This window comes from Bradyrhizobium sp. MI1.4 (assembly GCF_055811315.1).
In genome coordinates this window covers 245,802-265,374 of the sequence record NZ_JBVVPP010000003.1, presented here as the reverse complement: position 1 = coordinate 265,374, position 19,573 = coordinate 245,802, and the positions used below count along the sequence as shown (strand labels likewise).

The window sequence follows — 19,573 nt, the reverse complement described above, 5'->3', positions numbered from 1 at the left end:
TAAATCGGCTCGGGTCTGTGAGCTTGTCGCGCCCCGCGAACGGCTTGAAAATGCCATACCAATGGGAGGCTTGCCCTTTGAAAATGCGCAGAAAATCGCTGCGAGGGGTTTAGCAGGTCAATCGCCCTTCTCGCAAGCAGGCGGAGTGTGGCCGAATCGATCAAGATGTGGCGATTTTGCCTTAATGCCCTTCATCCGGGCAAAGCCGTGCCAATTCGACGCGGCGCCCGGTCTGCGCTCTCGTCCTTCAGCGCCACACCGCTCACTTCCCGCGCGAGCCCCTCGCGGACCAGCCAGGCGATCTTGAAGGCAGCCTCGTCATAGCTCAACCCGGCCTTGTGGATGTTCGACACGCAATTGCGCTCGGCATCGGTACGGCCCGGCTTCGGGGCGAACGTCAGATAGGCGCCGAGACTGTCGGGCGCCGACAGGCCCGGCCGCTCGCCGATCAGCATCACGACCATGCGCGCGCCGAGAATGGCGCCGATCTCGTCGCCGAGCGCGACGCGCGCGCCTGAGGCGACGACGACATGGCCGATCGCGACACCATCGTCGGCCGCGAGCAACGGCAGCAGGCGCATCACCAGCGCGGCCGCATGGGCGTGGACCGCCGCCGCCGACAGGCCGTCGCCAATCACGAGTGCGAGTTGGCACGGCTCCGAGGCGCTCCGCGCCAAGGACTCGGCTGATCCGGCATCGAGCCGTCTGCCCAGATCGGGCCGCCGCAGATAGTCCCCGCGGTCGACCGCCCGGCTGTTCGCCTCGGTGACGACGAGGCCAAGCGCGCAGAGATCCGCGACCAGCCGCGGCGCATCGAACACGGCGTGTACGGCATCGCGGGCGCGGGCGTGGTCCAGTGTGAAATCGAGCAGTGCCCGCGTCGGCAGGCTCGCGCCGCTGCGCCCCAGCGCCACGCGCGCGGGCGTGAGCGAACGCAGATCGAGGGTCGGACGACGCGGGATGGCCGGATCAGACATGTTGTGTCATTCGGCGGGAACGGAGGCCTCGCGTAGCCGGATCGAATAGTTCGAGGCGTTCTGCTGGCCGGTCGAGGCCGCCCGCGCAAAGGTGATGAGATGGTGCGCGATCAGGGTGCAGCCGATCAGGCCTTCGAGATCGCCGCGCTTGATGCGGCCCAGCGCGAACTTCCAGAACACGCGCTTGTAGTCGCCGAGCACGCCGACCTTCCAGAAGATGTTTCGCAGCATGACGAGGCCGCGCCTGATGTTGGTCCAGGTCTTCATCTCGTCCGGCGTTGGCATCTTGAGGCGGTGCACGTAAACGTGGTCGCATTGATACTGGAAGCGCCCGTAGACCTTCTCGGGCTCGTAGGCGACGGCCATGGCGTGCTTCCAGGACGCAACGACGTCGTCGTAGGGCAACAGGAAGTCAACATTGGAATCGCGCCCGTCGTCCTCGACCAGGCGCCCCTCGCGCTCCAGACGGTCCCACAGCGGCGTCTTCGGCAACGCCTGAAGCAGGTTGATCGTGAGCAGCGGAATTCGGGACTCCTCGACAAAGGCGAGCAGCGCCTCCGAAGTGTTCGGCTTGTCGGTGTCGAGCCCCATGATGATGCCGGACACGACCTCCATGCCGTAGGAGTTGATGGTTTGCACGCCCTCGAGGATCGGGACCATCATGTTGTGGTCCTTGTGCATCGCCTTCAGCGCATCGGGGTCGGGCGTCTCGATGCCGCAGAAGATGGTGACGAAATAGGCCTCGCGCATCTTCTCGAGGATTTCCGGCCGCTTGGCGATGTTGAGCGTCGCCTCGCAGGCGAGCCGCACCATGTAGCCGGTCCTCTTCTGCCATTCGATCAGATGCGGCAGGAGGTCGAGCGCCGCCTTGCGGTTGCCGATGAAATTGTCGTCGACGAAATAGACCGTGTCGGTCATGCCGCATTCCCGCAGGCGGTCGAGTTCGGCGATGATCTGCTCCGGCGACTTGAGGCGCGGGTTGCGGCCATAGAGGCCGGGGATGTCGCAGAACTCGCACTGATACGGACAGCCGCTGGAATACTGGATGCTGCCGAGGAAGTATTTCTTCACGTCGGCGAGCTCGTAGGCCGGGATCGGAAACTCCGTCATCGGCACGCGGTCCTTGGTGGTCAGAACCACCTGGGTCTCGGGACGCGAGATGTCGCGCGACAGTATCTCGAGCAGCTGATTGGTGGCGTCGCCGAGCTCGCCGACATGGAGATAGTCGAAGGATGGATAGTAGTTCGGGCAGGCGCTGACGGAGGGGCCGCCGAGCGCGACCGGCAGATCGAACTCGTGAGCGCGGCGGCAGATATCGTTCATCTGCTGGCGCTGGATGTGCATGCCGCTGACGAAGACCGCCTCGGCCCATTCGAACTCTTCTCTGGTCGTACGGCGAAGGTTCTCGTCGACGAATTTGACCTGCCATTCCTCGGGCAGATAGGCCGCGAGCAGCAAAAGTCCCTGCGGCGGCATGAAGGCGCGGACGCCATCGGTTAGTGGGTAGGAATGCTCGAACGTCCCGAACGACGATGTGTATCGCGGAAACACGCAGAGAATCCGCCGGGACGTCCCGTTACTTTCAGCTCGCATCAAAGCTCCCCCGCCACGCTCGACTTAGCTGCGGAAATTGCCAGACAGCTACATAGCGTAATGCTGCCGCCGGAATTTCTCAATATTGTGGCAGAGCTTAATTCCCTTGGGCACCAATGGTTTCCTCGGGCCACCGGGTGCTTCCGCCACGTCACGCGATCAACCGTGAGGCAAAATCGGGCAGCAGGCCTGCATCGCCGGCAAGACGGAAGTCAGCGCCCGCAATGCCCGACTGCGCCAGCCAGTCGTCGAATTCCGGCGCACGACGCAATCCGAAGACGTCGCGGACATAGAGCGCGTCGTGAAAAGACGTGGATTGATAGTTCAGCATGACGTCATCGGCGCCGGGGACACCCATGATGAAGGTAACGCCGGCGGCAGCGAGCAGCGTCAGCAGATTGTCCATGTCGTCCTGGTCCGCCTCGGCGTGGTTGGTATAGCAGATGTCGATCCCAAGCGGCAGGCCGAGCAGCTTGCCGCAAAAGTGATCCTCCAGCCCGGCCCGGATGATTTCCTTGCCGTAGTAGAGATATTCCGGGCCGATGAAGCCGACCACGCTGTTGACCAGGAGGGGCGCAAAGGCGCGGGCCACCGCATAGGCGCGGGCCTCGCAGGTCTGCTGGTCGACGCCGTGATGGGCATTGGCCGATAGCGCCGAGCCCTGCCCGGTCTCGAAATACATCACGTTCTGCCCGACCGTGCCGCGCTTCTGCGACAGCCCGGCCTCTTGGGCCTCCTTGAGGAGCGCGAGGTTGACGCCGAAACTGCGGTTGGCGGCCTCGGTGCCGGCGACCGACTGGAACACGAGGTCGACCGGCGCCCCCTGCCCGATCAGCGACAATGTCGTGGTGACATGGGTCAGCACGCATCCTTGGGTCGGGATCTTGAGCCGCGCGATGACCTCGTCGAGCAGCCGCAGCAATTGGCCGATCACGGCCGGGTCGTCGCTCGCCGGGTTGATGCCGATGCAGGCATCGCCGGCGCCGAGCAGGATGCCGTCAAGGATGGAGGCGGTGATGCCCCTGGCGTCGTCGAAGGGATGGTTGGGCTGGAGCCGGGTGCTCATCCGGCCTTTCAGGCCGATGGTGTTGCGGAAAGCGGTGGTGACCTCGCATTTCCGCGCCGCCAGGATCAAATCCTGGTTGCGCATCAGCTTCGAGACCGCGGCGGCCATCTCCGGAGTGATGCCGCCGGCCAGCTTGCGCAAGATTTCGGGCGTCGCGGCGTCCGATAGCAGCCAGTCGCGAAAGGCGCCGACCGTCAGCGAAGCCACCGGCGCGAACGCCTTGGCGTCGTGGCTGTCGATAACGAGGCGGGTGACCTCGTCGGTCTCATAGGGGATGACGGCTTCCTGTAAGAACTGCCCGAGAGGGACGTCGGCCAGCGCCATCCGCGCCGCGATCATCTGTTCGGCACTGGCGGCGGCGATCCCGGCCAGCCGGTCGCCGGAGCGCGGCGGCGTCGCCTTGGCGAGCAGATCGCGCAGATCAGGGAATGCGTACGTCGTGGCGTCGATGGTGTGGCGGTAGACCAAGGGTCTCTCCGGGGTTCGTCGGCCAAAGGCCGACTCCAGGGCAATCCCAAGACTATACCTTCAGATCAAGACGCTGAAATATCGACCTTTCTTTCGACCGAGGGCGAAGGAGGCCAAACCCGGCGTTAACGCTGCGTCCATCTTCATTCTGCATAGTTTTGCATCGATTTGTTACGACCGCGCTCTCCGGCCGCTCCCGGCCATTCGGGCCCCTGAAACCATGAAAACCGACCAATCTGGGAATGCCGCCGGCCTCGCCGGCCGCTTCACGCTTGCCAACAAGCTCTACGCGATCTTCGCGCTGTTCGCGCTGCTCACGGCCGCGATCGCGATGCTGTCCGACTACAACAGCCGCCGCGGCGCCGAGCTGACAAGCGCGATCGAGACCGCGAACGCCGCCGCGCTGAACGTCGAGCGGGTCAACTCGCTGGTCTATGCGGTCGTGATGGAATCGCGGGGCGTCTACATGTCGACCGAACCGGCCGTGGTGAAGAAATACGGCGAGGGCCTGCTCAAGTTCAACGCCCAGATCCTCGACGTCGTGAAGCGCTGGGAGACCATCGTCAAGGCTGACGATGCCGAGCAGTTCGCCACCTTCAAGAAGCGCATCGAGCAGTTCGTCGAGTTTCGCAAGGAGCTGGTGCGCCGCGGCGTCGAGATCAATGCGGCCGCGGGCCGCGAATGGGGCGACAACGACGCCAACCGCGCCGTGCGCTCGGCGCTGAACAAGGATCTCGAGGCGCTGTCCAAGGTCTATGCCGAGCGCGCGAGGCAAATCGCGCACGAGACCGAGACCAATCGCATCCTGTCCTTCGTCCTGACCTGCCTCGCCGGCGTGGCGCTCGCCCTCGTCGTGATCGGCATCGTCATCATCGCCCGCTCGATCGCACGCCCGCTCTCCGCCATCACCGCGACCATCAAGCAGGTCGCTGACGGCGCCGAGAACATCGTGGTGCCCCACTCTGACCGCGCCGACGAGATCGGCGCACTGGCGCGCGCGATCCAGATCTTCCAGGACGCAATGGGGCGCAACCGCAACCTCGCCTCGCAGGTCTCGCAGGACTCCGCCGCGCGCGAGGAGCGCGCCCGCCACATCGAGCAATCCGTCGACGCGTTTCGCGAGGCGATCGGCGCGATCATGCGCGGCCTCAGCGACAACGCCTCCGTCATGCGCGAAACGGCGCAGACCATCACCCGCGTTACCGCGGACGCGAGCAGCCGCGCCGGCACGGCGGCGAACGCCACCGAACAGGCATCGCACAACGTCACGGCGGTGGCAGGCGCGGCCGAGGAGCTGTCTGCGTCGGTGGTGGAGATCGGCCGGCAGGTGCGGCAATCCGCCAGCGCGGTCGAGCAGACCGGGCAGCGCACCGAGAAATCGATTGCCGAGATCGAGAGCCTGGCGGCCGCCACGCAACGCATCGACGGCGTGCTCAGCCTGATCCAGGCGATCGCCGAGCAGACCAATCTGCTCGCGCTCAATGCCACCATCGAAGCGGCGCGCGCGGGCGACGCCGGCCGCGGCTTTGCCGTCGTCGCACACGAAGTGAAGGCGCTCGCGGGGCAGACCGCGAAAGCGACCGCCGACATCAGTGAAAACGTCTCGATGATCCAGTCCTCCACCCGCAACGCGGTCGACGCCGTCCGCGAGATCGGCGGCGCGGTGCGCGAGATCAACGACGTCACCTCGGCGATCGCCGGCGCCATCGGCCAGCAAGACGCCGCCACGCGCGAGATCTCGTCCAACGCGCAATCGGCTGCCCAAGGCAACGAGACCCTCGTCGCCAACATCAGCTCGCTCCGCGACGCCATCGGCGAGACCGATACTGCGGCCTCCTCGGTGCTGAGGGCTGCGAGCAGCGTGACCGAGACGGCGGAGACGCTGTCGCGCGAGGTGGAGAAGTTCTTCCAGAACCTGCGCGCAGGCGCGGCGGACGGCCGCATCGCCAAGGCCGGGTAGCCGCACGTCCATCGCCAACAGAGCCGGCGGTGGGGTCGCTCCATCAAAAAACGCGAAAACAACCCCATGCACAGTAGCCGGGGACAGCAATTTCAATGGCTTGGCTACCGCCCCCGTCTTCTGCGGATTTGACGAATCTACTTGCTCCGTCGGGCAAAACAGGAGCATGATGTCAATGTTGGAGCTTTCCGCGCTGGGCCGGCAGGATCTCGAAGCCGATCTTCACAGAGACCGCGCGATGCCTCTCTCCGCAATCCCATCTTCCAGGTCATGATCGCCAATCATGGCGAGTTCACCTGTCTTTCGGGCAGGGAATGCCTGCGAACAGAATGGCGGCAGCTGACGATATCTGTTCAGCCATGGAACCATTGGGTTCCCAGTCTATTGCCTCACTGACACATCACATTTGGGAGAAACACGATGAAATTTTTCACAGCCGCTCTGGCGGCCGCAGCAAGTACCCTTCTCGTGACCGCCGCTGCTGCAGCCCCGCTGTCTCCCACCCTGTCTGTCGCTCCGGACAGCAACATTCAGAACGTGCGCATGGTCTGCAACGAAGACGGTCGTTGCTGGCGTGAGCGCGGCGAACGCCGTGTCATCATCCGCGAAGGGCGCGATTCCTACGGATATGCGCCTCGCGAGCGCTACATCGAGCGGCGCGGCTATGAAGAGCGCAGCGGCATCGGCTTCCGCGCTCCCGGCGTGAGCGTCGGGATCGGCACCGACCGCTACTGAGATACGAATCCTGTGAATGCAAAAGCCGCGGAGCAATCCGCGGCTTTTTTGAACTCACTGGACGTCAACAAACTCGCCGCTTTTCCCGGCCTAGCGAGGAGCTGTGATCAGGCAGCCATTCAAAGCACGAACACCGGAAGAATTGATTTCGCTATTGAGCGCCGTGGCGATGGCCATTCTCGCCGCGATCATTGTCATGGTGCTGTATTATGGTCGCGAGATCATCATCCCCATAGCGCTGGCCGTCTTGCTCAGCTTCGTGCTGGCGCCCCTGGTTCGACTGGTTCAGCGTCTGCGCATTCCACGCAGTTTGGCTGTGGTGAGCGTGGTCGTGATCGCCTTCGCATTCATATTTGCGATGGGCAGTCTCCTTGCTACCCAACTCACGCAGCTGGCTGGCGATTTGCCGCGATATCAGTCCACAATAAGCGAGAAGATCCAATCCTTCCGTGAGACCACCGCTGGTCGAGGCACGCTCGAGCGGGCTTCGAGCATGTTGAAGGACCTCAGCAAAGAACTCGACAAGCCCAAGGAGGCCGCGAATTCGTTGGGGACCATAGCAGCTCCGAAAGCGGCCGCGCCGAGGCCCGTTCCTGTGGAAGTGCTTCAGCCCGATCCCGGCGCGCTGGAGAGCTTGCAAACGCTGATTTCACCCTTGCTTCATCCGCTCGCAACGACCGGGATCATCGTCATATTCGTGATCTTCATTTTGCTTCAACGCGAGGATCTTCGTAATCGTCTGATCAGGCTGGCCGGTTCGGATGACCTGCAGCGCACCACGGCTGCCCTTGATGACGCGGCGAGCCGCCTCAGCCGGCTTTTCCTTATCCAGCTTCTCGTGAACGGCAGCTTCGGCATCGTCATCGGAATGGGTCTCTGGCTGATCGGCGTTCCAAGCGCGATCCTGTGGGGTATTCTGGCAGCAGTGCTGCGCTTCGTGCCCTACATCGGGGCGGTCATCGCCGCCGCCTTTCCTCTCGCTCTCGCGGTCGCGGTCGATCCAACCTGGACGATGCTGCTTTGGACGATCGCGCTGTTCGTGGTGGTGGAGCCCGTCGTCGGCCATGTGCTGGAGCCGATGGTCTATGGACACAGCACGGGACTGTCGCCGGTGGCCGTTGTGGCTTCTGCGACGTTCTGGACGGCGCTCTGGGGTCCGATCGGCCTCGTTCTGGCGACACCACTCACGGTGTGTCTCGTCGTACTGGGCCGCCATGTCGAGCGGCTGGAGTTCCTGGACGTCATGTTTGGAGACCGACCAGCACTCTCTCCGCCTGAGATATTCTATCAGCGGATGCTCGCCGGCGACCCGACAGAAGCATCTGCAAAAGCCGAGGAGTTCTTGAAGGAGCGATCTCTCAGCTCCTATTACGACGAAGTCGCCCTGCGAGGACTGCAACTGGCTCAAGCGGATGCCGAGCGCGGCGCTCTGGATCCCGACCGGCTGACCAAAATCAGGGATGCGGTCCAGGAATTTGCCAATAACATTTCGGAGCAGGATGAGCGTCCGCCGCCGAAGGTCGGCCCGACCACAGATGTCGAAGCTACATCTGCCATAGAGGGCGTGGCTGAGGACGCGCCTTATGAGAGTCTGCGGGTTCTGCGCAAGGAGGACTTGCCCACTGGATGGCAAGGCGAACATCCCGTCCTCTGTGTGGCCGGGCGAAATCCGATCGACGAAGCCGCTGCGATCATGCTGGCTCAACTGACCGGTGCGCATGGCTTGTCGGCACGAGTTGAAGCAGCGGAAGCGCTATCGACGGCGAATATCTTCCGGCTGGAGACCACCGGGGTCGCCATTGTCTGCCTCGTCTATATGGATGCAAGCAGCCCCGCCCACATGCGTTACTCGGTGCGACGCCTTCGCCGTAAATTGCCGAAGGCCACAATCATTCTGGGTTGCTGGATGAAGGACATCGACCCAGCGGCGCTGGAAAGCCTGCGGGAAGGTGCCAAGGCGGATCTGGCTGCTGCAACTCTGGGCGGGGCGCTTAAACTCTGCATAGAGGCGACGGGTGTGGACTCCCTTGGCACTGGAGCCGAAGGCCCGGCTTCGAAGATCACGGCCGCTTAGCAGTTTGTACGCTAGACATGGCTGCTTTCAGCCAACGAGGCGCCGCGTCTCCACGCGTCAGGCGCGCTTCCCGCCGATCGAAACAAACGCCATGAGGCAGGGTTCGGGCAATGGGTTGCGCCAGCGATGGCGCGTTCCGTTTTGCACGATGCAATCACCCTGACGCAAATGGACCTTCTGGCCGTCGTCCAATTCCAGCGTCATCTCGCCGCGAACCACGACTCCGTAGTCTATTGTATCCGATGTGTGCATCCCTGGAGCGCCGCGCTCAAAATGATCTCCCATGCCGGGGATCTTGTCCGACATTTCTCTAAGCCCACTCTCGAACGTGACGCCAGGCGGCGGCTTCCAACCTTCAGGACGCTTCGGCGGATACGAGATCAATCGAAAGATGGTCCCCGCAGGCCCCGGAAACGCCTTCGTTCCTGCCGACATCGGATCCGGCTCCAGGCCAGTCAGTCCTGGCACTCCCTCAGTCATATACAGTTCATAGAAAGTCAGTCCTGGATTGGCATCGATTTCCACCAGCTTTGGAGTCACCTCAAAAGACTTCAACACCGACTTGCCGGCTTCATCGCGGCCGGTCAGTGCACGCCTTGGAGGTGGCAAATCACTGGAGTCTTTTGCTTCGGCGGGGTTTGACATCTCCCCCAACGCGCTGCCGGCGGCGAAGACGGACAGCGCCTGCAGCAGGTGTCGCCGACCCCCGCCTTCGAACTGTTCGGACGAAGGCTCCACCTTGTCCGAAGGAGGCTCCGCACGATCCAGCGATTTGTTCTTGTGCTTTTGCCACAAGGGCCAAGGGAAGCTGCTCATCTGCGTTCTCCGCGGTTGCGTGCAATCGCACACCGCTCCAGTGGCACTGCCTCGCAATGACATCGATACTGGCGAACATGCGTGGGCGTAGAACGCTGATAAAAACCGTCGGAAAAAAGCAAGTTGATGAGACCGCCGGAGCAACGGCTGCCCGCCCCACTTGCCTTTCCATTCTTTCAATCTAGACGCGCAGATTTCACTCCGCTATTCGGCTTTGGTCGAGCATGGAGATATGTCGGTTTTCCCAAACATCCTACCACCGTCGCGCCGGTGGGCAACGCCTCGCCGACCGCATGGAGAGCCATCGAAGCGTTTCGCCTATTGTGGAAGGGCCGTGCTGCGCGACCTCCTGGTGCGACGGTTCAGCCAACCGGTCCGGGGGTCCAGTCGCCGCCGGCAAGCGGTCGGACTTTGACGTCAGGAATGACCCCGCGCTCCAGGCTCGGATCGAAATGGCGCATCGTCCGCTCGTTGAAGTCGATGATGCGGCCAGGCCTTAGCGGTCCCACGTCATTTATCCTGACGATGACCTTCTTGCCGACGGCCTCGACGAGGGCGTATTTCGGCTTCGCGCCAAACTGGACTCCACCGAATTTCTTGCGCAAGCTCGTCTTGATGGCGGCCGACCAGACCGAGGGGTCATAGCGCTCGCCGGAAGCCGTCTTCGGGCCGCCCTCCTCTTTGCCTGGTTTGAACGGATTGTACATGGATGCCGCGCCAACGATCGTTTCCCCGGAAGCGGCGTTGTCGACAGCGCTTGAGTGAACCCCACCAGCTTCACATCGCGCAATAGAAACGGAAACGGCAAGTGCAATCACGGCGCCGCAGATTGCGGCGCTCGATCGGAACCCCATTATATCTCCTGTGATTTTCGATTGTTCGGTTCCGATGCCGCAAATCGTTTTGCGGATCGAGCCAACCCTTGGCTCCGGAACCGTTTGTAGGAACCCCAACAGTTCCAGCACGTGTTTTACTTGTCGCCGTCTAAGACAGACATTGCGTCAACAGCATGACGACGAGTGCGGCAGTGAAATCGCGCGACGGCATGACTCTACGGCGCCACCAATCAGGCCAATCGATGCGCTCGCCTGCCTGACCGTGTTTTCATCCTTATCGGCGTTGGTTTTGGCAGAAGCGATCATTGCTGCGGCGGAGGCAGCCACCTAGCGTGAGAAGGCTTGCTTGCGCGATGTCGCAGAGAGAGAGAGTTTGCGATGTCCTTGCGCAGCGAGGCCCGCTGCTGAACGCGTTCCCGGACAACGAGCCGACGCACAGATCCGATCAGCTTGGCTACTCTATCCAAGGCAGCGGCATGGGACAGCAATGCTGAGCTTGTCTTCCCTCACCTTCAGCGGCCGCAAACGCTCACAGCATTTAACAACGGCTAACGAGCCGTTGGCCAGCTTTTAAGCCATGTTCGAGAGCCAGACGAAGGACTGCCCTGCTCCGCAGGCTCCGATCGCCTGAGGCCAGGAGGCAGTCCCATGCCGGTGCCATACAATTCCGAGAACACCATCGACAGAAGCCGGCGCGCGCTTTTGAGCACGGCAGCGGTTGGAATTGCGGCGGTGATTTCCACGAGCGTGTTTCCGCTGCGTGGAGCGGCGGCCGCGGGCGAAAGCACAATTCGCCCCTTCCACATTGCCGTGCCGGAGGAGGACTTGGTCGAGCTTCGGCGGCGCGTGTTGGCGACGCGATGGCCCGATCGCGAGACTGTTTCCGATCACTCCCAAGGTATCCCGCTGGCGAAGCTCCAGTCCCTCCTCAACTATTGGGGGACGGCCTACGACTGGCGAAAGATCGAAGCGAAGATGAATCGACTTCCGCAGTTCATGACCAACATCGACGGCATCGACATCCACTTCATTCATGTCCGCTCCAAACATCCCAATGCCCTGCCTGTCGTCATAACCCATGGCTGGCCGGGATCGGTATTCGAGCAGCTCAAGCTGATCGATCCACTCACCGATCCAACGGCCCATGCGGGCCGGCCCGAGGACGCGTTCGACGTCGTGATCCCCTCGATGCCCGGCTATGGCTTCTCCGGCAAGCCGGTCGATACCGGTTGGGGTCCCGACCACACAGCGCGCATCTGGGCGGAACTGATGAAGCGCCTGGGCTACACCCACTATGTCGCGCAGGGCGGCGACTGGGGCTCGCCGGTCTCGAGTGCGATGGCACGGCTGGCGCCGGCAGGCTTGCTCGGCATCCATATCAACTTGCCGGCGATCGTCCCGCCCGCTATCGCCGCGATCCTCGCGGCCGGCGGGCCTGCTCCGGCAGACCTCTCCGCCAAGGAACGCGCGGCGTTCGATGCATTCAGTGCGGCCGGCAAGATGGGCAACCGGTCCTACGCGCTGATGATGGGAACGAGGCCGCAAACGATCGGCTACGGCTTGACGGATTCTCCCGCGGGCCTGGCAGCCTGGATGCTCGGACATCCCGGCTTCTCGCATTGGAAGTTCGACGACACCGACTCCGAAAAATCCCGCGACGAGGTGCTGGACGACATCACGCTGTACTGGTTGACGAACAGCGCCACCTCCTCGGCGCGACTTTACTGGGAATATAGCGGGCGCAGTCCCGCCCTTGCAGGTCCGGAGAAGACTGCGGAGATCTCACTGCCGGTGGCCATCACGGTCTTCCCGGGCGAGAGCTATCAAGCCCCGGAGACGTGGGCCCGGCGCGCCTATCGCAACCTGACCTACTTCCACGAGGTCGACAAAGGCGGTCATTTTGCTGCCTGGGAGCAGCCTGCGCTTTTCTCCGCCGAGCTGCGCGCCGCATTCAGGCCCCTTCGGCCCGCACATCTGGTCCAGTGACGGTGGTCAAGGCGCCGCCGGCAAGGTGTTCATGCCGCCTTGCTTTGCGCGGGAAAGAAGAAATGGGGCCGTCAGTGATGGCGTTTGCTAGCCCATCACCCCGCCACGCTTGATCAGCTCCTTCCCCACCGCGGCCAGATGCACCTGATCCGGTCCGTCGCCGATGCGGATGAAGCGGGCGTAGACGTAAGCACGCGCCAGGAACGTGTCCTGCGAGACGCCGGCAGCGCCGTGGATCTGGATGGCGCGGTCGATAACGCGGGCGGCCATGCTGGGCACCACGATCTTGGCGGCCGCAATCAGGTCGCGCGCGATCTTGTTGCCCTCGCGGTCCATCCTGTCGGCGGCTTGCAGCGTCAAGAGCCGCGCCTGCGCGATCTCGCAGAATGAGTGCGCGATGTCCTCACGCACCGAGCCCTGTTCTGCGAGCGGCTTGCCGAAGGCCGTGCGGGAGACCGCGCGCTGACACATCAATTCGAGCGCGCGCTGGGCGCAGCCGATCAGCCGCATACAATGGTGGATACGGCCGGGGCCGAGCCTGCCTTGCGCGATCTCGAAGCCGCGGCCCTCGCCGAGCAGGATGTTCTCCGCGGGCACGCGAACGTTCTCGTAGACGATCTCGGGATGGCCGACCGGCGCGTCGTCATAGCCGTAGGTCAGCATGTCGCGGACGATGCGCACGCCAGGCGTCGCTCTCGGCACCAGGATCATGGATTGCTGGCGGTGGCGATCGGGATCGTCGGGCGCGGTCTTGCCCATCACGATCAGGATCTCGCAATCCTCGTTCATCGCGCCCGAGGTGAACCATTTGCGGCCGTTGATGACGTAGTCGCCGCCGTCGCGCCTGATCTCGCACTGGATGTTGGTGGCATCGCTGGAGGCAACCTGCGGCTCCGTCATCGAGAAGCCGGAGCGCATGCGCCCTTCCAGCAGTGGCTTCAGCCAGCGCTCCTGCTGCGCCGGCGTACCGTAATTGGCCAGCACCTCCATGTTGCCGACGTCGGGCGCCGAGCAATTGAACACCTCCGGCGCCCAGAGGATGCGGCCCATGATCTCCTTCACCGGCGCGTATTCGAGATTGGTCAAGCCAGTGGTGTTGGGATCCTGGCCGTGCTCGCCGGAGAGGAACAGATTCCAAAGCCCCTGCTCGCGCGCCAGCCGCTTCAGGTCCTGAAGGATCTGCGGCGTCCTGTAGCGTGTCGCTTCCGGCTTCACCTGCTCGTAGTAGAGCTCCTCGACCGGCTCGACATGCGTCCGCATGAACCGGCGGACCCGCTCCTGCAGCTCCAGCGAACGTTCGGAGTGTTGAAAATCCATGGGGTCCTCCTGTTCCCTTCTCCCCTTGTGGCAGAAGGTGGCGCGAAGCGCCGGATGAGGGGTTGTATCCGCGAGTTCAAATGTAGAGACGACTCGCGGAGAGATACCCCTCACCCGGCTCGCCGCTTCGCGGCGATCCACCCTCTCCCGCAAGGGGAGAGGGTGCACTGTCTATGCTGCCGCTCGCGTGCCCCTCACGTGCCGCGCAGCAGCTCGCTGGCGACGATCCAGTCGTTGCCGTTGAACTGGAGCATATAGCCGTCCTTGATCGGGCGGAAATCCTGCGGCGTGGTGTTGAGGGTGATGCCGGGCATCAGTAGCGATAGCGGCACGTTCTTCAAATTGGCCGCCTGCGCCATGATGTTCTCGCGCGTCAGATTGTCCTTGCACTGCTTCAGCAAGACCACCAATGCCTCGGCGACGGTGTAGCCGTAGAGACCCGCGACGTTGTTGACGTCGGCATTGGGCAGGCGCTTCTTCATGAAATCGATATAGGCCGTCATCGCCGGATCGTCCTTCGGCGCCTCGACGAACGGCTTGAGCGAGCCGAGCGAGAGCACGCCCTTGCCGGCATCGAGGCCGGCCGGGACCATCACGGTCGCCTTGTTGGCACAGCCCGAGGCGAGGAAGCGCGTCGCCTGCCAGCCGACCTCATGCGCTTTCCGAATCGCCTGGGCGCAGGCGCGCGGCGTCACCGAATAGATCATGAACACGTCGGCCTTGGTGTTGGCGAGCGTCAGCACCTGGGAATCGACGGTGGGGTCGGCGACCTCGAAGCTCGACGCCATCGCGATCGCCTTGTCGGCGTCGGCACCAAGCGCTTCCTTGACGCCGCGCAGATATTCCTTGCCGGCGTCGTCGTTCTGATAGAGCACCGCGAAGCGCGCGTTCGGGTTCTTGGCGCGGGCATAGGCGACGTCGATGGCGGCCTCGCTGGTGTAGTTCGGCGCCCATGGCAGTGCCATCGACCAGGGCATGTTGGCGGGATCGTTCCACTTCGAGGCCGAGCTGATCAGAAACAGCTGCGGCACCTTGTTGCTGTTGAGATATTTCGCGATCGCCGAGCTCGGCGCCGTGCCCATGGTCGCGAAGATGAAGGCGACGCCGTCGCCCTCGACCAGCCGCCGCGCCGCTTCCATGGTCTTCGGCGGCGAGAAGGCGTCGTCGAGCGACAGGAGATTGAGCTTGCGGCCGTTGATCCCGCCCTTCTCATTGACCTCGTCGAAATACGCCGAGATCACCCTGCCGGTGATACCGAGGGGCGAAGCGGGACCGCTATAGGGCATGGTGTTGCCGATCTTGATCTCGGTGTCGCTGATGCCGGGACCGTAGGATTTCTGCGCGGAGACAGGCGTGGACAGGCAGGCAGCCAAGGCTGCAGCCAGGACCAAAGCGGCTTTCATGGTTTCTCCCCGGTGATGATCGCCGCGCGACTCGGAAGGCGCGCGGCGTGCTGCTTTTTGCCAGCACGTCAGATCAGCGGAGTTCCGCAAGGCGGTCTTGCGTCGAGTTGCTGATCAGCCGGTGCACAGCCGCCCTCGCGGGCAGCACCATTGACGCAAATCGAGACCGGATGCGCGCCTCAGCCGCGTGTCCGCTCCATCTCCAGCTCGGCCTTGAGATTGTCGAGATCCCTATAAATTGAAGCAACCGCAAGAACGCGGTCGCCCTTGCTATACTTCAGCAGGCTGTCCTTGCCGGAAATGCTACCGTCGATCGCGATGTCGTCGAAGCTCTCGGCGTGGCCGACATAGTTGATCGGCACGTCATAGTGCTGCGACCAGAAGAACGGCACGGCCTCGAAGCGCTCGCGCTTGCCGAGCATGTTGCGCGCCGCGGTCTGGCCCTGCCGCTCCGCCACCACCCAATGCTCGACGCGGATGGTTTGCCGCGAATGCGGATCGGGCCAGCGCGCGATGTCGCCGGCCGCGAAAATGCCGGATACGCTGGTCTCCAGATATTCGCTCACGCTGACGCCCCGATCGGCCGCAAGCCCCGCCTGCTCGGCAAGCGCAAGGCGCGGCTTGACGCCGATGCCGACCACGACCAGGTCGGCCTCGATCACGCCGCCGCTCTTCAACGTGGCGCGCGTGCCGTCCAGCTTTTCCACGGTGTCCTCGAGATGGAAGTTGACGCCGTTCTCCTCATGCAGCGCGCGCACGAAGTCGCCCATCTCGGGACCGAGCACCTTCTGCATCGGCCGTTCGTCCGGCGCGACCACGTGCACCTCGATCTTGCGTGCCCGCAAAGAGGCCGCAACTTCGAGGCCGATGAAGCTGGCGCCAATCACCAGCGCCCGCTTGGCGCTGCCCGCCGCCTTGATGATGGCGCGGCTGTCGGCGACCGAGCGCAGGGTGTAGACATGGGGCTGGTCGGCACCCGGAATCTGCAATCGGACCGGCTCGGCGCCGGTCGCGAGTAGCAGCCGGTCGAACGGCAGCCTGTCGCCGTTGCCCAGCGTCACGCTGCGCGTCTTCGCCTCGATCGCGGTGACATTCGTGTTGAGCCTGAGATCGATGCCGGCGTCCTGATAATAGTCCTCGCCCCGCAGCGGCAGCCAATCCTCCGGCGCGTTGCCCGCGAGGTAATCCTTGGAAAGATTGGGCCGGTCGACCGGCATCGCGCTGTCATTGCTGAGCATGGTGATGGCGCCGGCAAAGCCCTCGCGACGGAGCGTCTCCGCCGCCGCGAAACCCGCCGCGCCGCCACCGATGATGACGAATTTTTCCGACGCTGGCGCTGTCCGGTGAGGTGCCGGAGGCTTCGGCATCTCGCGCTTGCGCTGGACGACGATCTTGTCCTGATCGCGCGAGACCTCCCACACCGCCAGCGCATTCAGCGCCGGCGGACGGGTCGCCTCGCCTGACCGCAAGGAGAAGCAGGCGTGATGCCAGGGACAGCGGATGGTGTCGCCAACCACCAGTCCTTCTGCGAGCGGACCGTGATAGTGGCTGCAGGCCGGCTCGATCGCGAAGATCTCGCTGCCGGCCTGCACCAGCAGGACGTCTTCCTCGCCGACATGGCCGAGCAATTTGCCGTCCTTGAATTCGGCGAGCGTCACGCCTCGGCTCAGGTCGGGCCCGCTTGGCTTCTTGTCTTCGGTCATGGCGTTGCCTCCTTGAGCCGTCGCGGATCAATCGTCCGAATTGGCCAGCCCCAGCAGTTCCTGGCGTGTCAACGCATTGTCGCGGAACACGCCGAGCATGCGGCTGGTGACGAGATCTGTCCCGGGCTTATGTGCGCCACGCGTGGTCATGCAGTGATGCGTCGCCTTGATGATGACCCCGACGCCTTCGGGCCTCAGCACGTCGTTGATCGTGTTGGCGATCTGCGCGGTCATCTTCTCCTGGATCTGAAGCCGCTTGGCGTAGATGTCGACGAGACGCGCGAGCTTGGAGATGCCGACGACGCGCCCTTGCGGGATATAAGCGACCCAGGCGCGGCCGACGATCGGTGCCATGTGGTGCTCGCAATGGCTTTCGAAGCGAACGCCGCGCAGGACGATCATCTCGTCATAGCCTTCGATCTCCTCAAAGGTCTTTTGCAGGATTTCGGTCGGATCCTGCGCATAGCCGGAGAAATACTCCTCGAAGGCGCGCGCGACCCGGTCCGGCGTATCGCGCAGACCGTCGCGCGCGGGATCGTCGCCGGCCCAGCGGATCATGGTCCGGATCGCCTGCTCGACCTCCGCCCTCTCAGGCCGCTCGCTCGGCGCCTGCGCGACCGCGACACGTTCCAGCCTGCGCGTTTGCGTCTTCATCGAAAACTCCCCTGCAACGAACCGCATACAGAAGGCGGCCCACAGCTTGGACGGCTGCGATCGGAAAAGGTTCCCAGGAAAAATTGGAAGCTGTGAGAGCGGCAAGACAGCGGGACGAGAAATCCGGCGCTATGAGGCCGCTTTCCGTACATCGAGCACGGCCTGGGCCCATTCGGCCGGCCGCTCCTGCGGTAAATTGTGGCCGGCCCCTGTAAAGACGCGCCGCTCGAAAAAGCCCACGAATTTGCCTGCGTGGTGAGCGGTGCCGGAATTGACGCCGTCGCTGTCACCGTCGATCGCGATGGTCGGTACCCGAACCGGGGGCTGGGCGGCGAGCTTCGCCTCGATCGCGGCATAGGCGGGATCGCCCGCGACCAGCGCGTAACGATGTCGATAGGAGTGGATCACGACATCGACGAAATCAGGATTTTCGAACGACATGGCGCTGGTCTCGAACGTCGCGTCGTCGAAGGCCCATCTCGGCGACCACATCGACCAGAGCTGGCGCGCAAAACCGCGCCGGTTGCGCTCCAGCGCGCGGCGGCCGCGTTCGTTGTGGAAGAGATATTGATACCAGAGCGCCGCCTCCTCCGGTGGCGAAGCCGGCTCCATCGAGCGCGCGATGTTCTGGATGTTGTAGGAATTGCCCGAGAGGAGGCCGATCACGCGCTCCGGATGCAGCACCGAGACCACGCAGGCTGCGCGCCCGCCCCAGTCGTAACCGCCGACGACCGCGCGCGCAATTCCAAGCGCATCCATGAAGGCCAGCAGATCGGCGCCCAGCGCCGCCTGCTCGCCGGAGCGCAACGTCGCAGCGGAGCGGAATCGCGTCGGCCCGTAGCCGCGCAGCCAGGGCACCAGCACCCGGGCGCCCGCTTGCGCCATGATCGGCGCGGTCTCGGCATAGGCGTTCACGTCGTAGGGAAAGCCGTGACCCATGATGCAGGGCCAGCCGTCCGGCGCGCCGTATTCGCGATAGGCGATGTCGAGAATATTGGTGGCGACCGTTTTTTGTTGCATTAGAAAGCGGAGCTATTTTTGCGGCCCGGACAACGTGATGTCACGCTCGGCGCGGAACACGTTGCTGTAGAGGTTGGCGATCCACTGCCGACCGATCTCGGTCTTGTTGAGGTAGCCGATCTCGGTCTGGATGTGCGGCGCGACGCTGTTCCAATAGAATTGCGGATAGCGGTTCACGATGTCGGCAGGCGAATCGTAGCCGAGCTGGCGGTTGATGCCGACTTCCTCGAACTCGTAGTAGAGCGCATTGGCCTTGCGCAGATAATTGGGGTCGCCGAGCTGGCCGATGAAGTCGGCCGCGCGCAGGATCGAGGCCTCGTCGTCATAGTCCTGGCCTTCCCGGGCCGGAAACCGGGTGCCCTCGATGGCGCGGGCGATGCGCTCCGGATCGAGCCCCGGAATGTGTCGCAGCCGCCGCGAGACATAAAGCTTGGAACGGTCGACATGATACATCATCAGGCTTGCATCCGAGGCGCCGCGCGGCAGTGACACCTTGGTGCCGGCTGCATCGATGACGAAGCCATCGGTGTCATCCTCCTCGAACAGGCCGCGCACATAGCCGATGTCATGGGCCAGGCAGGCGATCAGGACATGGACATAGTCTTCCGCCGACAGATGGGCGTGAAGATATCGGCCGCTGAGGATGGAGTGACCCGCCAGCGTCACCAGCATCGTATGCTCGATATTGTGATAGAGCGCGTCGCTATTGCCGATGCATTCCATCGCCGTGCGGGTTGCGCTCTCGACGATGCGCGCAGAGGGCTCGTCGAACCGGCGACGCATGAACGAGCCCAGCAATTTTTCAAGGGAGTCCGCCGCCAGTTTCGGTAACGTCATCATGGATGCAGCCCCGTCTGTCGGTGGTTTTCCACGCCAATTCCCGACGTCTCATTCTCGTCCTCGAGCAGGCGCCAGCATAGCCCATCTTGGCCGACTGGCCAAACCCGGGGGCGCAAACTCGGAAA

15 protein-coding genes are annotated in these 19,573 nt (G+C 63.5%); 4 read left to right on the top strand and 11 right to left on the bottom strand.

Annotated elements, in window-relative coordinates; all coding sequences use genetic code 11:
• Nucleotides 1-191 precede the first annotated feature (191 nt).
• The 3 genes from eutC to AC0L23_RS05435 form a co-directional block, all read right to left on the bottom strand.
• A complete protein-coding gene (eutC, locus tag AC0L23_RS05445) occupies nt 192-977 on the bottom strand; it encodes an ethanolamine ammonia-lyase subunit EutC (protein WP_085362342.1) in 786 nt (261 codons plus the stop codon).
• Between the two features lie 6 nt (nt 978-983).
• Nucleotides 984-2,570: a B12-binding domain-containing radical SAM protein gene (locus AC0L23_RS05440; protein WP_085352431.1), complete on the bottom strand. Its 1,587-nt coding sequence runs from the start codon at nt 2,568-2,570 to the stop codon at nt 984-986.
• A gap of 151 nt (nt 2,571-2,721) precedes the next feature.
• Complete coding sequence (locus tag AC0L23_RS05435) at nt 2,722-4,104, bottom strand: ethanolamine ammonia-lyase subunit EutB (protein ID WP_085362341.1); 1,383 nt, start codon at nt 4,102-4,104, stop codon at nt 2,722-2,724.
• Nucleotides 4,105-4,324: 220 nt separating this feature from the next.
• On the opposite strand from AC0L23_RS05435, the gene AC0L23_RS05430 reads away from it, so the two are divergent.
• From AC0L23_RS05430 to AC0L23_RS05420, 3 genes are all read left to right on the top strand, one after another.
• Entirely contained in the window at nt 4,325-6,064 is a 1,740-nt protein-coding gene (locus AC0L23_RS05430; protein WP_085362340.1) for a methyl-accepting chemotaxis protein, read from the top strand.
• 420 nt (nt 6,065-6,484) lie between these two features.
• On the top strand, nt 6,485-6,799 hold the full coding sequence (locus AC0L23_RS05425) for a hypothetical protein (RefSeq protein ID WP_018456931.1): 315 nt from the start codon (nt 6,485-6,487) through the stop codon (nt 6,797-6,799).
• Nucleotides 6,800-6,902: 103 nt separating this feature from the next.
• Complete coding sequence (locus AC0L23_RS05420; RefSeq protein WP_410706078.1) at nt 6,903-8,873, top strand: AI-2E family transporter; 1,971 nt, start codon at nt 6,903-6,905, stop codon at nt 8,871-8,873.
• A gap of 57 nt (nt 8,874-8,930) precedes the next feature.
• Here AC0L23_RS05420 and AC0L23_RS05415 read toward each other — a convergent pair whose 3' ends face one another.
• Entirely contained in the window at nt 8,931-9,689 is a 759-nt protein-coding gene (locus tag AC0L23_RS05415) for a cupin domain-containing protein (protein WP_018456933.1), read from the bottom strand.
• 362 nt (nt 9,690-10,051) lie between these two features.
• Complete coding sequence (locus tag AC0L23_RS05410; protein WP_085352210.1) at nt 10,052-10,543, bottom strand: septal ring lytic transglycosylase RlpA family protein; 492 nt, start codon at nt 10,541-10,543, stop codon at nt 10,052-10,054.
• 630 nt (nt 10,544-11,173) lie between these two features.
• On the opposite strand from AC0L23_RS05410, the gene AC0L23_RS05405 reads away from it, so the two are divergent.
• On the top strand, nt 11,174-12,511 hold the full coding sequence (locus AC0L23_RS05405) for an epoxide hydrolase family protein (protein ID WP_085362338.1): 1,338 nt from the start codon (nt 11,174-11,176) through the stop codon (nt 12,509-12,511).
• Nucleotides 12,512-12,598: 87 nt separating this feature from the next.
• Here the strand turns inward: AC0L23_RS05405 and AC0L23_RS05400 are convergent, their stop codons facing one another.
• The 6 genes from AC0L23_RS05400 to AC0L23_RS05375 form a co-directional block, all read right to left on the bottom strand.
• Complete coding sequence (locus AC0L23_RS05400) at nt 12,599-13,828, bottom strand: acyl-CoA dehydrogenase family protein (protein WP_473356778.1); 1,230 nt, start codon at nt 13,826-13,828, stop codon at nt 12,599-12,601.
• Nucleotides 13,829-14,022: 194 nt separating this feature from the next.
• Complete coding sequence (locus AC0L23_RS05395) at nt 14,023-15,231, bottom strand: ABC transporter substrate-binding protein (RefSeq protein WP_018456938.1); 1,209 nt, start codon at nt 15,229-15,231, stop codon at nt 14,023-14,025.
• A 179-nt stretch (nt 15,232-15,410) separates the two neighbouring features.
• Nucleotides 15,411-16,934 (bottom strand): FAD-dependent oxidoreductase, encoded by a 1,524-nt coding sequence (locus AC0L23_RS05390; protein WP_085352208.1) that lies wholly within the window; start codon nt 16,932-16,934, stop codon nt 15,411-15,413.
• Nucleotides 16,935-16,961: 27 nt separating this feature from the next.
• Nucleotides 16,962-17,588: a GTP cyclohydrolase I FolE gene (gene folE / locus AC0L23_RS05385; protein WP_018456940.1), complete on the bottom strand. Its 627-nt coding sequence runs from the start codon at nt 17,586-17,588 to the stop codon at nt 16,962-16,964.
• A 129-nt stretch (nt 17,589-17,717) separates the two neighbouring features.
• On the bottom strand, nt 17,718-18,608 hold the full coding sequence (locus AC0L23_RS05380) for an alpha/beta fold hydrolase (RefSeq protein WP_085362336.1): 891 nt from the start codon (nt 18,606-18,608) through the stop codon (nt 17,718-17,720).
• Nucleotides 18,609-18,620: 12 nt separating this feature from the next.
• Nucleotides 18,621-19,448: a metal-dependent phosphohydrolase gene (locus tag AC0L23_RS05375; RefSeq protein WP_026233269.1), complete on the bottom strand. Its 828-nt coding sequence runs from the start codon at nt 19,446-19,448 to the stop codon at nt 18,621-18,623.
• Nucleotides 19,449-19,573: the final 125 nt, after the last annotated feature.

What these genes read in the sequence shown, in the direction of transcription:
- eutC (WP_085362342.1), bottom strand. Translation starts at nt 977, where the DNA reads ATGTCTGATCCGGCCATCCCGCGTCGTCCGACCCTCGATCTGCGTTCG.
- AC0L23_RS05440 (WP_085352431.1), bottom strand. Translation starts at nt 2,570, where the DNA reads ATGCGAGCTGAAAGTAACGGGACGTCCCGGCGGATTCTCTGCGTGTTT.
- AC0L23_RS05430 (WP_085362340.1), top strand. Translation starts at nt 4,325, where the DNA reads ATGAAAACCGACCAATCTGGGAATGCCGCCGGCCTCGCCGGCCGCTTC.
- AC0L23_RS05425 (WP_018456931.1), top strand. Translation starts at nt 6,485, where the DNA reads ATGAAATTTTTCACAGCCGCTCTGGCGGCCGCAGCAAGTACCCTTCTC.
- AC0L23_RS05415 (WP_018456933.1), bottom strand. Translation starts at nt 9,689, where the DNA reads ATGAGCAGCTTCCCTTGGCCCTTGTGGCAAAAGCACAAGAACAAATCG.
- AC0L23_RS05410 (WP_085352210.1), bottom strand. Translation starts at nt 10,543, where the DNA reads ATGGGGTTCCGATCGAGCGCCGCAATCTGCGGCGCCGTGATTGCACTT.
- AC0L23_RS05405 (WP_085362338.1), top strand. Translation starts at nt 11,174, where the DNA reads ATGCCGGTGCCATACAATTCCGAGAACACCATCGACAGAAGCCGGCGC.
- AC0L23_RS05400 (WP_473356778.1), bottom strand. Translation starts at nt 13,828, where the DNA reads ATGGATTTTCAACACTCCGAACGTTCGCTGGAGCTGCAGGAGCGGGTC.
- AC0L23_RS05395 (WP_018456938.1), bottom strand. Translation starts at nt 15,231, where the DNA reads ATGAAAGCCGCTTTGGTCCTGGCTGCAGCCTTGGCTGCCTGCCTGTCC.
- AC0L23_RS05390 (WP_085352208.1), bottom strand. Translation starts at nt 16,934, where the DNA reads ATGACCGAAGACAAGAAGCCAAGCGGGCCCGACCTGAGCCGAGGCGTG.
- folE (WP_018456940.1), bottom strand. Translation starts at nt 17,588, where the DNA reads ATGAAGACGCAAACGCGCAGGCTGGAACGTGTCGCGGTCGCGCAGGCG.
- AC0L23_RS05380 (WP_085362336.1), bottom strand. Translation starts at nt 18,608, where the DNA reads ATGCAACAAAAAACGGTCGCCACCAATATTCTCGACATCGCCTATCGC.
- AC0L23_RS05375 (WP_026233269.1), bottom strand. Translation starts at nt 19,448, where the DNA reads ATGATGACGTTACCGAAACTGGCGGCGGACTCCCTTGAAAAATTGCTG.